Raw genomic sequence first — 12301 nt, 5'->3', positions numbered from 1 at the left:
GGCTCAGTAGATCAGGCTCATGTGACCGTCGTAATCATTGCCCGTACAAAACGGTCACGGCCAGGGGGACAGGCAGGGCTTAATCGGCCTGTTGTAACCAGGTGTGGATCTGCTCCAGCGTTGCGGTCGCACCGCCACAGACCACCACCAGTACGTTGCTGTAGCGGGCCAGGGTATCGGCCTCATAAGCCAGTGCCAGCGCAGCGCCACAAGCGGGCTCTACCAGTACCCGGTGGTCGAGCAAGAAGCGTTCACAGGCTTCAAGTGCCGCACGGTCGCTCACCAGGTGGCTGTGCACCGGGTGGCTACGCACGCATTCCAATGCCTGGTCGGCTACGCGCTTGGCGCCCAGGGACGTCGCCACCGATGCGAGGCGCTCGAGTTCAACCGGGTGGCCTGCCTGTACAGCTGCATGCAGCGAGGCAGCGCCCGTGGTTTCCACCGCTAGCACCGGCACATCATCCCAGCCGTTGCGCTTGAGGCCCTCGACCACGCCACTGAGCAAGCCGCCGCCACCGACCGATAACACCACCGCATCGGGCTTGACCCTGCTGGCGGCCACTTCGTCGATCAGGCTGGCATGCCCGGCCCACAGCAGGGGGTCGTCGAAGGGGTGAATAAAGGCATCGCCGGTGCCGAGCAAGGTCTGCGCCAGCTCGTTGGCCTCCTGCCAGGAGCTGCCGTGCACCACCACATTGGCGTCTTCCAGGCGCAGCAGTTCCTTGGCGCGCTCGGTGGTGGTCTCGGGCACCACCACCGTCACCGGCACCCCCAGTTTGCGGCCGGCATAGGCCACCGCCAGCCCGGCGTTACCGCCGGACGACGAGACGAAATGGCGTGCGCCCCGGGCATGGTGAACTTCGCAGGCATGGCCCACGCCGCGCAGCTTGAACGAGCCGCAAGGCTGCAGGGCGTCCAGCTTGAGCCAGACCGTACGGCCAGCGGCCAGCGACAGGGGGCGGGATTCGATCAGGGGGGTCTGGATATGCAAGGTCATGGCGTGCTCCACAGGTCAGTCTTCACGGGCAACCGAAGGGCTCTCGCCGCGCAGTTGCTCCAGGTAGTTGTAAACGGTGTAACGGGTCACGCCGAGGGCGTTGGCGGCCTTTTCCACGCCGCCCTTGACGATGAACAGGCCGCGCTCCTGCATCACCCGCACGGCCTCGACCTTGGCTTGCTTGTTCATCCGGCCCTGGCCACTGCGCAACAGCGAGTTCTGGATGATCTCGCTCATCAACAGTTCCATGTCTGCAGGTTCCTGGGGGGTGGTCGATGCAGGCGAAGCGCCCACTGGCTGCAACTGCTGCAAGAAGCTTAGGGCGGTGTCGAGGCCAGTGACGTCGGTGTTGATGCACAGGCTGGCAAAGGGGTGGCCGCTGCTGTCGCGGAAGATGGCCGTGGCGCTTCGCAGGGTGCGGCCCTTGAGCGTGGTGGGGTAGTCGGGCAGCACCACAGGGTCGCAGCCGTGCCGTTCGGCGCTGGCTTGCATCAGTGCCTTGAAGCCTTGATCCTGTTCGGGGGCGGCGAGAATCGGGCTGCCGACGACGCGGCCGGAAAGGTGGCCGTTGACGATCGCCACGACGGAGCGCTCCGGGTGGTCGAGGTCGTGCAGGAGGATTTCCATGTTGCGGGCGGCAACACTGCCCAGGGCCTGGATGGCAGCCTTGAGGATGGTGAGGGTTAGCTGGCGTTCTTCGGGCGGGGAAAGCGGCATGAAAGCATCACCAATTTCAACGGTTTGTGCATTTTTACACACAAAGTTGAAATTGGCGATGCAGGTGCGAATTTACGCGCCCAGTGCTGGCGTACGCGGCGGGATCATACGGCGCGAGCCGGTTGCCTCGAACGCCGCGCCAAAGCTCAGCAGGTTGTTGTCGCTATAGGCACGGCCAGCGAAGGTCAGCCCCACCGGCATGCCGATATCGGCCATCACGCCCATCGGCACGGTCACTGTCGGTACACCCAGATGGCGGATAGCAAGGTTGCCGTTGGCCACCCAGATGCCGTTGCTCCAGGCAATGTCCGCCGAAGCCGGGTTGACGTCGGCATCTGCTGGCCCCACGTCGGCCACGGTCGGGAACAGCACCGCGTCCAGGCCCAGCTCGTCCATCCAGTCTTCCAGGTCCAGCTTGCGGGTTTTTTCCAGCCCGCGCAGGCCATCGGGCAAGGTCTCGATCTGGTCCCAGGTCTTCAGGCCGCGCTTGGCCATGTTGACGTATTCGTCCATGCCGGCGGCCAGGTCGTCCTCACGGTTGGGCAGGGTGCCTGGGTCGTGGGGGAAGATCTTCAGCCCTTCGACATCGGCCAGGCGGTTGAGCTTGGGGTCGTCGTTGGCGCGCAGGAAGTCATCGAAGGCCCAGCCCGACAGTTCCCATAATTCGTCATGCAGGAACGCTTTGCTGACGATGCCGCGGTTGTACACGGTTGGGGCGCCAGGGCGATCGCCTTCGCAGTTGGAGACCAGCGGGAAGTCCACTTCGAGCACTTCGGCGCCTGCCGCTTCCAAGGATTGGCGGGCCTGTTGCCACAGCTCGATGACGCTGTCGCGGGTGTTGATGCGCTGGCCGGTTGGGCCGCCGATACCTGGCTTCTCGGAGGTGCCGGCTTCGGGGTCGGCATTGATGTACATGCGCGGCACGCCGAAGCGCTTGCCCTTGAGGGCGCTGGCATCCACTGCCAGGTCCAGGTACGAGGCCGGGCGCACGGAAGAAGCGGCCGGGATCGCAACCCACGGCTGCAGGCGCCACAGGTCGCCGCGCTTGTCGGCGTCATCGGCCACCACGACCTCGAGGATTTCCAGCAGGTCGGCCATGGTACGGGCATACGGCACCACCACGTCCATGGTCGGCGTCAGCGGCCAGTTGCCACGTACCGAAATCACCCCGCGCGAAGGGGTATAGGCGCACAGGCCGTTGTTGGACGCAGGGCCGCGGCCGCTCGACCAGGTTTCTTCGGCCAGGCCGAAGGCGCTGAAGCTGGCGGCGGTGGCAGTACCGGCACCGTTGGACGAGCCCGAGGCGAAGGGGGCGGTCAGGTAGTTGGCATTGTACGGGCTCTCGGCCCGACCATACACCCCCCGCTGCATGCCCCCGTTGGCCATGGGCGGCATGTTGGTCTTGCCCAGGCACACGGCACCGGCGGCCCGCAGGCGCTCGATGGTGAAGGCGTCGCGCTGGGCTACCAGGTCCTTGAAGGCCGGGCTGCCGGAGGCGGCGGTGAGGCCTTTGACCAGGTAGCTGTCCTTGGCGGTGTAGGGGATGCCGTCCAGCGGGCTCAGCGGCTGGCCATTGGCGCGGCGGGCATCGGAGGCTTCGGCCTCCTTGAGTGCGTCTGGGTTGCGTACCACCACAGCGTTGAGCGCGGTCGGCGTATTGGCGCCATCGTAGGCGTCGATACGCGCCTGGTAGGCCTTGACCAGCTCGACCGCTGTGGTGCGGCCCGACTCGAGCGCGTCGCGCAGCTCGGCAATGGAAACCTCGGTTACCTCGATCATGCTTTCACCAAAAATTTTTGCAGGTGGGGGCTAGTGCGAGGAGTGTACAAGAAGGCATTGGTGTACGCAGGTTTGCGCAGGGGCAAATGGTTTTATGCAGGCGGGCATTGTCGGGGCCGCACGGCGGCCCCGGGCAGTCAATCCAGGTCTGCCGCCGAGTGCCGCTCAGGCACCTGGCTGGCCTCGTCGCCCCAGGTGCGATTGACCCGCGTCCCGCGTTGCACTGCGGGGCGTTGGGCGATCGCTTCGGCCCAGCGTTGCACATGGGGGTACTCGTGCACCGCCAGAAACTCCGCCGCGCCATAAAGATTGCCGCGCACCAGTTCGCCGTACCACGGCCACACGGCGATATCGGCGATGCTGTACTCATCACCGCCCAGGTAGCGGCTTTCGGCCAGGCGGCGGTCGAGTACGTCCAGTTGGCGCTTCGCTTCCATGGTGAAGCGGTTGATGGCGTACTCGAACTTTTCCGGTGCGTAGACATAGAAGTGGCCAAAGCCGCCACCCAGGTACGGCGCAGCGCCCATCTGCCAGAACAGCCAGTTCAGGCTTTCGGTACGTGCAGCTGCGGCCTTGGGCAACAGTTCGCCGAACTTTTCTGCCAGGTACAGCAGGATCGCCCCCGACTCGAACACCCGCACCGGTGGCTCGACGCTGCGGTCGAGCAGGGCGGGGATCTTCGAGTTGGGGTTTACCTCGACGAAGCCGCTGGAGAACTGGTCGCCCTCGCCGATGCGGATCAGCCAAGCGTCATATTCGGCGCCGCTGTGGCCCAGGGCGAGCAGCTCTTCAAGGGCTATGTTGACCTTTACGCCATTGGGCGTGGCCAGGGAGTACAGCTGCAGAGGGTGCTTGCCCACTGGCAGCGCCTTGTCGTGGGTTGGCCCTGCAACCGGGCGGTTGATGCTGGCGAATTGGCCACCGGAGGCCGCGTCATTGCGCCAGACCTTGGGTGGGGCGTAAGGGGGCTTGCTCATGGGGTGCTCCTTGAATGCCGCGAAAGGGTCAGCTAAAGACGTTGACCTGCATCTATGCCACGGGTTCGTGGAAAAGCGCAATTGCATAGGGCGCTGGCGCTGGCAGCATGGCGCGTTTTTCATCCAGTTTTCATCTGTCATTGCCGGCAGCAGCCTTATGCTGGCGCTATCCCTTCGCCCTGCACGGAACAGCCGGCCGATGAACATCCCTCGCTGCTTGCTGGCGCTGGTCCTGCTCGGCGGCCTGTTGGCCCAGGCCGAAGCCGCGCCGTGGGTCGCCGGCCTGCACCCCATGACCCTGACTGACCCCGTCGATGACCGGCCCATGCAGGCGCTGGCGTTTTACCCTGCCATTGGCGCCACCCGCAGCAGCCGTATCGACGGCTACCCGGTCGATGTCGCCGAAGACGCCCCGGTAGCGCTGGGGCAGTTCCCTTTGCTGGTGCTCTCCCACGGCAATACCGGCAGCCCGCTGGCCTTGCATTACCTGGCCACCGCCCTGGCGCGCCAGGGGTTCGTGGTGGTGGCGGTCGTGCACCCGGGTGACAACGCGCGCGATCACAGCCGGCTGGGTACCCTCAGCAACCTGTATGGCCGGCCGCTGCAGGTCAGCGCCGCGATCACGGCGGCCCGTGACGATGCGCTGCTGGGGCCCTACCTGAACGATGGCAAGGTCGGTGTGATCGGTTATTCGGCGGGGGGCGAAACGGCGCTGATCGTGTCGGGGGCGCAACCCGACCTGGACCGTTTGCGCCAGTACTGCCTGGAGCGCCCCGGCGATGCCGACGCCTGCAAGACCCATGGCGTGCTGATTGCCGACCGCAGCGAGCTGGCGCCCGAGGCCGACTCACGGGTGGGGGCGGTGATGCTGATGGCGCCCCTGAGCCTGCTGTTCGGCCGTCATGCGCTGGCCGGGGTGCATATTCCGGCATTGATCTACAGCGGTGACAGTGACCAGTTGGTGGCTGTGGACCGCAACGCCGAAGCCTTGGCCCGCAAGCTGCCCATCACACCGGATTACCGCCTGCTGGCCGGCGCCGGGCATTTTGTGTTCATGGCGCGCTGTGACGATGAACAGCGCGCGCGCATGCCGGCACTGTGCAAGGACGCGGACGGCGTCGACCGCCGGCATATTCACCACTCGCTGCAACGCGACACCGCTGCCTTCTTCAGCCAGACCTTGGGCGCGCCAGCGCCGGACCAGCGCTCAGCCGCGTCGGCTGCGCCGCGCCAACAGCAGCGTTAAGCCGACGCCTACCAGCGCAAGCAGGGCTGCGACGCAGAAGATCGAGGCATAGCCCAGGTGCACGGCCACCGCGCCCATCACCGGGCCAGCGATGGCCAAGGCCATGTCGAAAAACACCGCATAGGCACCCAGCCCTGCGCCGCGGCTGCTGCTGGGCACCTGCTTGATGGCCTCGACGCCCAGCGCCGGGTACACCAGCGACAGGCCGAAGCCCGTGAGCCCGGCGCCTGCCAGTGCCCAAGGCGGCGAGGGCGCCAGCCACAGCAGGCCCAAGCCGACCACCTCGGTGGCCATGCACACCACCGCCACGTTGTAGCCGCCAAACCGGTTGACCGCGTTGACGAACATCAGCCGCGAAATGATGAAGCACACCCCAAAGGCACTCAGGCACCAAGCCGCACCGGCCCAACCGCGCTCCAGGTAATAAAGGGTGACGAACGTGGTCAGTGTGCCGTAGCCGATCGACGCCAGGGTGAGGCCCAGGCCGCAGGGCGCAACCCGGCTGAATGCCGACCAGAACGCCAGCCGCTCGCCACGCACCACCACCACGTCTGGCCGTTTGCGCAGCACCAGCAGGGCAAATAGCGCCAGCACCAGCAAGGTCGGCCCCAGCACGCTGAAGTCCAGGCCATCCACGGCCAGCACACCCACCGGCGCGCCAATGGCAATGGCGCCATATGACGCGATACCGTTCCACGAGATCACTCGGGCCGTGTGTTCCGGGCCGACCTGGCTGATGCCCCAGCTCAAGGTGGCCACACCGATCAGCCCCTGGGCGATGCCCAACAGCAAGCGACCGCCCAGCAACAGCGCCAGGCTCAGCAGCGGCATCGTCAGCGTCCATGCCGATAGCAGGGTCAGCACCCCGCAACTGGCGATGCCCAGCAAGCCGAAGCGGATCGCCTGCTTGCCGCCAAGGGTATCCGCCACCCGCCCGGCGAACGGGCGGCTGAGCAGGGTGGCCAGGTATTGCAGGCCAATCGTCACCCCCGCGATCACCGCGCCAAAGCCGAGCTGGTCGTGCACATAGCTGGGCAGCACCGCGATCGGCAGGCCGATGCAGAGGAAGGCAATGAACGTATAGAAGACGATCGACAGGATCTGCAGGGTGATGTTGAAGGTGTTGCTGGCGGGGGCGGGTTGTTGCGCGGTCATGGGCTCGTTCGCGGGCAGGCGGTGGGGCGTTGTTTCATCATGGCCGCTGCGCGAAGGAAATGAAAGCAGGCTAACGAATTATTCGTTGAGTGTATCGAGCGCTGGGAAACCCGCTTCCACATCGTGGCAGCGGGTTCACCCGCGAAGAGACCGGCCTGGCCAGCTCAAAAGGGCCAGGCCATCTCAGCTACCTCAGACCACGACGCCCTGGCTACGCAGGTAGTCGTCATAGGTGCCGCTGAAGTCGACGACACCGTCCGGCGACAGCTCGATGATGCGGGTGGCCAGCGACGACACGAACTCACGGTCGTGGCTGACGAACAGCAGCGTGCCTGGGTAGTTTTCCAGCGCCAGGTTCAGCGCCTCGATCGACTCCATGTCCAGGTGGTTGGTCGGTTCGTCCATCACCAGCACGTTGGGCTTTTGCAGGATCAGCTTGCCGAACAGCATGCGGCCTTGCTCACCACCGGAAATCACCTTCACCGACTTGAGGATCTCGTCGTTGGAGAACAGCATGCGCCCGAGAGTGCCGCGGATCACCTGCTCACCGGAGGTCCACTGGCCCATCCAGTCGAACAGGCTCAGGTCGTCCTCGAAGTCGTGGGCGTGGTCTTGGGCGTAGTAGCCCACTTCGGCGCTGTCGGTCCACTTCACCGAGCCTGCGTCCGGCGTCATCTCGCCTACCAGGGTGCGCAGCAGGGTGGTTTTGCCGATACCGTTGGGGCCGATGATCGCAACGCGTTCGCCGGCTTCGACGGTGATGTCGAAGTTCTTGAACAGCACTTTGTCGTCGAAGGCCTTGGCCATCTTCTCGACCACGACGGCCTGGCGGTGCAGCTTCTTGGTCTGCTCGAAGCGAATGAACGGGCTGACCCGGCTCGACGGCTTGACCTCGGCCAGCTGGATCTTGTCGATCTGCTTGGCCCGCGAGGTGGCCTGCTTGGCCTTGGAGGCGTTGGCCGAGAAGCGGCTGACGAAGGTCTGCAGCTCGGCAATCTGCGCTTTCTTCTTGGCGTTGTCCGACAGCAGTTGCTCGCGCGACTGGGTCGCTGCGGTCATGTACTCGTCGTAGTTGCCTGGGAACAGGCGCAGTTCACCGTAGTCCAGGTCGGCCATGTGGGTGCAGACGCTGTTCAGGAAGTGCCGGTCGTGGGAAATGATGATCATGGTGCTGTTACGCGCCGTGAGGATCGTTTCCAGCCAGCGGATGGTGTTGATGTCCAGGTGGTTGGTCGGTTCGTCGAGCAGCAGCACGTCCGGGTCCGAGAACAGTGCCTGGGCCAGCAGCACACGCAGCTTCCAGCCCGGCGCCACTTCGCTCATCGGGCCGAAGTGCTGTTCCAGTGGAATACCCAGGCCCAGCAGCAGTTCACCGGCGCGGGATTCGGCGGTGTAGCCGTCCATCTCGGCGAATTCGGTTTCCAGCTCGGCGACGGCCATGCCGTCTTCCTCGGTCATTTCCGGCAGCGAGTAGATGCGATCGCGCTCGGCCTTGACCTTCCACAGCTGGCCGTGGCCCATGATCACGGTGTCGATCACGGTGAATTGCTCGTAGGCGAACTGGTCCTGGCGCAGCTTGCCCAGGCGGGTGTTCGGCTCGAGCATGACCTGGCCACCGGACGGCTCGAGGTCGCCGCCGAGGATTTTCATGAAGGTCGACTTGCCGCAACCGTTGGCGCCGATCAGGCCGTAGCGGTTGCCGTTGTTGAATTTGACGGAAACGTTTTCAAACAGCGGCTTGGAGCCGAACTGCATGGTGATGTTAGCGGTGGAGATCAAAGGAGCTTACCTATCAATAACTTACGTGGCTTCGTCGCAGCTGCGAGCCCATTTCGGACCAATCTGGAGCGGTTCCAGCTCCTGCCAGTCGTTGGACGTGTCAATCCAGCGCGCATGAGTCGATAAGAGCATCTGCACGCCATGCCCGAGCTGTTGGGCGATAAATGCGGGGTTGAGACCAGACATTGAGCCTATTGTCGCATAGGTATGGCGGCAGTTATACGGGGGCGGTATCTGATCCCCAGCGTCTTAGGGGGCGGGCGCCATTGAGGGTGCAGATTTCGAACCGCACGAATCAACCCCTCTCTCGCAGGCGCGCGCGATGGACAAAGAGAGAAAGATGCACACGGGCATGAGCGGAAACCAGCACTTAACGGCCTGGGAGGCCGAGTGGGCTTCACTGAATTGTTCGGCTTTCGATCTGCAGGGCAGTCCTGCCGCCAGACAACCCTGCAGAAGCTTCAGAGCTTGTACTGGATGGTGTAGGACGCATCGGTTCGAGGTTCGATGGTAATTGGCATGCCGAATAGCTTCCCTTTACATTCACTGACGACGCAGCGATACACGGACCCCTGTCTGAGCTGCGCCCACAAGCCTTCGTCATGGATCACGATGCGCACGACATGGCTTTCCGGATCTTCTCTGATCTGAGCAACGTGGTGATCCAGGTCGCAGCCGAATTCAGGCGTGGTGAACTCTGGATCGTAGCCGATCAGCACCCCGTGCCGTTTTAGATCGTCCCTGATACGCTCAATAACGTCGTCCGCTTCTTGTTTTAGCATGATCGTCATCTCACGGTGTTTGAACTCATGAAAAACTCTAGCTGACCCTGATGGTTTTCGCTGAAATGCGTTAAAAACTTAAACGGCGACCCTTGTAGAATGCCGGTCACAGGCGGTCTAATCCCGCTTTTTTTGGAACCGATTTGTCTGCCAGAGTGTGTGCGTGTTCACGTGCTACTCATTTTTGCTGGCAGGGGCATTGATCAAGGTGTGTTGACTGTTGCGAGTGAAAACAAAGAAAACCCTCAGGTTGCTACGGAAGTGGTTCGTCTATCTCTGGATTGCAGGCTTGGCGGGCAACTCCAGCAGGTTGTTCGAGCACCTTTCACTCTGGAAGCCCTGGCGCTTGATCAAGGGTGCCGCCGCGTATCTTCTGGCCACCTGAAGCAGGACCTGTTTATTCGTTGTGAACTGGCCGTGGGACTTCACCTCGATGCTAAGCGGGAGGTGCATACCTGCCCTGCGCTAGAGGTGAAGCTGGCTAAACGCGCTATTGAGGGCGGCGCTAGCCTCGAATCACCTCGAGGCGAGCCCGCCCGGCATCGGTGATGGCGTTCTCTCCTTCATCACGGATGCGATACCGACCCGACACCATTTTGGTAATCGTGAATCGCACCAGCTCGCTCCTCGACAGGGCTTCACCTACTTCAAAGCTCATTGCACGCTCTAGATCGAAGAGTTTTGTTTCTCCGGTTTTGTAGCGGGCAAACGCTATCAGTGCCGAATCCAAAGCTGCTTGATCAACCACCTGAACACGCTGCATTTGACCTCCTGGTCTGAATCGCCCAGGTCCATGGGTTTCAAAGTGACGGACCTGGAAGTTCGTAGAGGCCGAGACGCTACTACGGAGCAGGGCAGGTGGGTTACTGGGTTTGCGTCCAGGGTGGATGGGTGGCCAGGGGCTGCAGGGGCGATTACCATGAGCCCGACACGATCGGCTAAAGAAGTGTGCAAGGTCGCCGATAAAACGGCGCTATATAAAGTGTACCTTTGGCACGGGCCCGTTAGTGCTTCAGCTCGGCCATGCTTGCCGCATGGGTCGACAATCCGACCTTAAGCAACCATCACCTCATTGGGTTTACCGCTTGTTTTTATTCATCGCAAAACTCAAACGTAGCTTGACCCCACGCCAGCTCATGCGATTGCTGGATACCCATGATCTGGGCAAGAAGCAGACTAATCGCCTTATGGCCAAGGCGGGTATTCGCACTGAAGGCAGCGTTGTCATTCGCCCACCGATCTACTTCGAGCGCGGCAACCTGGAACTGGGCAAGGGCGCGTTTATCAATAGCGGTTGCGTGTTACTCGACGAGGCAACTATCCGCATTGGGCGCAAAGCGATGCTGGGACCACAGGTACGACTGTGCACGACCAGCCACGATGTCCACCCGGATCGGCGCAAGAGCAACGACTACATTGCGCCGATCACCGTGGGCGACAATGCATGGATAGGCGCGGGCGCCGTGATATTGCCGGGCGTCAACATTGGCCAGAACAGTGTGGTTGCGGCCAACAGTGTGGTGACTGAGGATGTTGTCGCCAATGCGCTTTATGCCGGCTCTCCGGCGAAGTTCAAGAAGTGGCTGGTAGAGCCGGACGCGGTGTAAGTTGCAGCCGCGAGCTTAGCTTCCGCCGCCACCCGAGCCACCGCTTGCCCCACCGCTGCCACCTGCGCCCCCACCGGCACCGCTGCTACCCGTACCACTGCCGCCGGTGCTACGCCCCGGGCCGGCGGTACCGCTATTACCCGAGCCCGTGTGATCAGTCCCATCGCCGCCTGTTTTGTCGGTTCCGTTTCTTTCGGTGCCTGCGCCGGTGCCCATGGCATCTGCCGGCGTACCAGAGCCACTTGCTCCGCCGCCGCTAGGGCTACCGTGGCCGCTATTTGCGCCTGGCGTACCAGGCGAGCCTGCGCCGTTGTCGTTCATATCGCTGGCCGCGAAGGCCATAGGGGTAATGACGCCCAGGCAAAGGGCGAGCAGCAGGGTCTGCGGACTAGTCCGTTTCATGATGTATCTCCCATTAGGATGAGTACATCTCTTGGGCTATAAGCTGAGGACAGGGTGCCAAGGGACTGACGGATGGCGGCCTGTCGTGGCCGGGATTTCAGCAATTATGTCTGCCCAAAAAATGATCCCGAGCGAGGAAGACCATGAGCTACGATCAAGTTATCAGACGCGGGAAAACCCGGCCCAGTTGGGCAATGAGGTTAACAGTACCTCTCGACATGAAACCCGTAGCATTATCCTCTCGGCTCTCGCAGGGGCGGCATTTGCCCTGGTGACGAGCTGGGTAGCATTCAGGGTCTTTTCCTGACTGACAGCTGCCCCGTGCGAAATTGCATCCACTTAACCACTTGATTGCCCGTGCCACCCACGAAGAGGTTGTTCGAGGCATTGGTACTGTCCTTGAGCACATCATCGCCGGCATCGGCGTACAGACGGTTGCTGCCGCTGCCGCCGTCGAGGGTGTCGTTGCCCGCGCCGCCGTGCAGTTCGCCCAGATTGTCCCAGATCAGTCAGCACATCGTCATGGTCCGTCCCAAAAAGGGTCATCGCCTTGATGTGGGCATAGCTCCAAACGGTGCCGTCAGCGAAGCGAATCTCTTCCAGCTTGTAGTAGCTTGCGCCGTCGCTGGTGAAGTAGTTGCTCACCGTCACCTTGTCGGTCGAGCCCGCCAGCGACAGGATCAGGTTGTTGCTCGAACGGGTGACCAGGATATCGCTCGACGCGATGTCCGCCGCGAACTCGATAGCATCGTGTCCGCTCCATGAAGCCCACATTCCAAGCGACTACCTGAAGCCCGATGCTGCGCTCCCGATTTCTTTCTGGAGCCAGTCCGCCATGATGCGTCCCGACAGCAAAGTCG

At 62.8% G+C, this 12301-nt stretch carries 11 protein-coding genes and 1 pseudogene; 2 read left to right on the top strand and 10 right to left on the bottom strand.

From position 1 onward, the window contains the following. Positions 1-79 precede the first annotated feature (79 nt). The 4 genes from HU766_RS09370 to yghU all read right to left on the bottom strand — a co-directional run bounded on the left by HU766_RS09370 (position 80) and on the right by yghU (position 4470). A complete protein-coding gene (locus HU766_RS09370) occupies positions 80-997 on the bottom strand; it encodes a pyridoxal-phosphate dependent enzyme (RefSeq protein WP_033698246.1) in 918 nt (305 codons plus the stop codon). A 15-nt stretch (positions 998-1012) separates the two neighbouring features. Further along, positions 1013-1714, bottom strand: coding sequence for a PAS domain-containing protein (locus tag HU766_RS09365; RefSeq protein WP_033698244.1), 702 nt, complete (start codon positions 1712-1714; stop codon positions 1013-1015). A 72-nt stretch (positions 1715-1786) separates the two neighbouring features. Continuing rightward, positions 1787-3493 (bottom strand): amidase, encoded by a 1707-nt coding sequence (locus tag HU766_RS09360; protein ID WP_186655675.1) that lies wholly within the window; start codon positions 3491-3493, stop codon positions 1787-1789. A 137-nt stretch (positions 3494-3630) separates the two neighbouring features. After that, positions 3631-4470, bottom strand: coding sequence for a glutathione-dependent disulfide-bond oxidoreductase (gene yghU, locus HU766_RS09355; RefSeq protein ID WP_186655672.1), 840 nt, complete (start codon positions 4468-4470; stop codon positions 3631-3633). Positions 4471-4669: 199 nt separating this feature from the next. Between yghU and HU766_RS09350 the strand changes: the two genes are divergently transcribed. Further along, positions 4670-5716: a dienelactone hydrolase gene (locus tag HU766_RS09350; protein ID WP_186655670.1), complete on the top strand. Its 1047-nt coding sequence runs from the start codon at positions 4670-4672 to the stop codon at positions 5714-5716. Here the strand turns inward: HU766_RS09350 and HU766_RS09345 are convergent. The 5 genes and pseudogenes from HU766_RS09345 to HU766_RS09330 all read right to left on the bottom strand — a co-directional run bounded on the left by HU766_RS09345 (position 5678) and on the right by HU766_RS09330 (position 10195). Further along, positions 5678-6871, bottom strand: a complete 1194-nt coding sequence (locus HU766_RS09345; RefSeq protein ID WP_186655668.1) for an MFS transporter — start codon at positions 6869-6871, stop codon at positions 5678-5680. The genes HU766_RS09350 and HU766_RS09345 overlap by 39 nt on opposite strands. Positions 6872-7063: 192 nt before the next feature. Continuing rightward, complete coding sequence (locus HU766_RS09340) at positions 7064-8650, bottom strand: ABC-F family ATPase (RefSeq protein ID WP_047583047.1); 1587 nt, start codon at positions 8648-8650, stop codon at positions 7064-7066. 21 nt (positions 8651-8671) lie between these two features. Continuing rightward, positions 8672-8931, bottom strand: a pseudogene (locus tag HU766_RS26170) (site-specific integrase); the annotation flags it as partial. A gap of 180 nt (positions 8932-9111) precedes the next feature. After that, positions 9112-9432, bottom strand: a complete 321-nt coding sequence (locus tag HU766_RS09335) for a hypothetical protein (protein ID WP_033700074.1) — start codon at positions 9430-9432, stop codon at positions 9112-9114. A 505-nt stretch (positions 9433-9937) separates the two neighbouring features. Then, positions 9938-10195 (bottom strand): hypothetical protein, encoded by a 258-nt coding sequence (locus HU766_RS09330; protein WP_186655665.1) that lies wholly within the window; start codon positions 10193-10195, stop codon positions 9938-9940. 271 nt (positions 10196-10466) lie between these two features. On the opposite strand from HU766_RS09330, the gene HU766_RS09325 reads away from it, so the two are divergent. After that, positions 10467-11039: a DapH/DapD/GlmU-related protein gene (locus HU766_RS09325; RefSeq protein ID WP_238338587.1), complete on the top strand. Its 573-nt coding sequence runs from the start codon at positions 10467-10469 to the stop codon at positions 11037-11039. Between the two features lie 810 nt (positions 11040-11849). Here the strand turns inward: HU766_RS09325 and HU766_RS09315 are convergent. Continuing rightward, entirely contained in the window at positions 11850-12215 is a 366-nt protein-coding gene (locus tag HU766_RS09315; RefSeq protein WP_186655662.1) for a calcium-binding protein, read from the bottom strand. Positions 12216-12301: the final 86 nt, after the last annotated feature.

Origin of the sequence: Pseudomonas sp. SWRI77, assembly GCF_014269105.1 — a bacterium.
Taxonomy (GTDB): Bacteria; Pseudomonadota; Gammaproteobacteria; order Pseudomonadales; family Pseudomonadaceae; genus Aquipseudomonas; species Aquipseudomonas capeferrum.
The sequence above is the reverse complement of the archived record's forward strand: the minus strand, read 5'-3'. Positions and strand labels throughout refer to the sequence as shown.

Excerpts from the sequence above, each read along its gene's own strand:
- HU766_RS09325 (WP_238338587.1), top strand. The coding sequence starts at position 10,467 with ATGGGTCGACAATCCGACCTTAAGCAACCATCACCTCATTGGGTTTAC.
- HU766_RS09345 (WP_186655668.1), bottom strand. The coding sequence starts at position 6,871 with ATGACCGCGCAACAACCCGCCCCCGCCAGCAACACCTTCAACATCACC.
- HU766_RS09330 (WP_186655665.1), bottom strand. The coding sequence starts at position 10,195 with ATGCAGCGTGTTCAGGTGGTTGATCAAGCAGCTTTGGATTCGGCACTG.
- HU766_RS09335 (WP_033700074.1), bottom strand. The coding sequence starts at position 9,432 with ATGCTAAAACAAGAAGCGGACGACGTTATTGAGCGTATCAGGGACGAT.
- HU766_RS09315 (WP_186655662.1), bottom strand. The coding sequence starts at position 12,215 with ATGTGGGCTTCATGGAGCGGACACGATGCTATCGAGTTCGCGGCGGAC.
- yghU (WP_186655672.1), bottom strand. The coding sequence starts at position 4,470 with ATGAGCAAGCCCCCTTACGCCCCACCCAAGGTCTGGCGCAATGACGCG.
- HU766_RS09360 (WP_186655675.1), bottom strand. The coding sequence starts at position 3,493 with ATGATCGAGGTAACCGAGGTTTCCATTGCCGAGCTGCGCGACGCGCTC.
- HU766_RS09365 (WP_033698244.1), bottom strand. The coding sequence starts at position 1,714 with ATGCCGCTTTCCCCGCCCGAAGAACGCCAGCTAACCCTCACCATCCTC.
- HU766_RS09370 (WP_033698246.1), bottom strand. The coding sequence starts at position 997 with ATGACCTTGCATATCCAGACCCCCCTGATCGAATCCCGCCCCCTGTCG.
- HU766_RS09350 (WP_186655670.1), top strand. The coding sequence starts at position 4,670 with ATGAACATCCCTCGCTGCTTGCTGGCGCTGGTCCTGCTCGGCGGCCTG.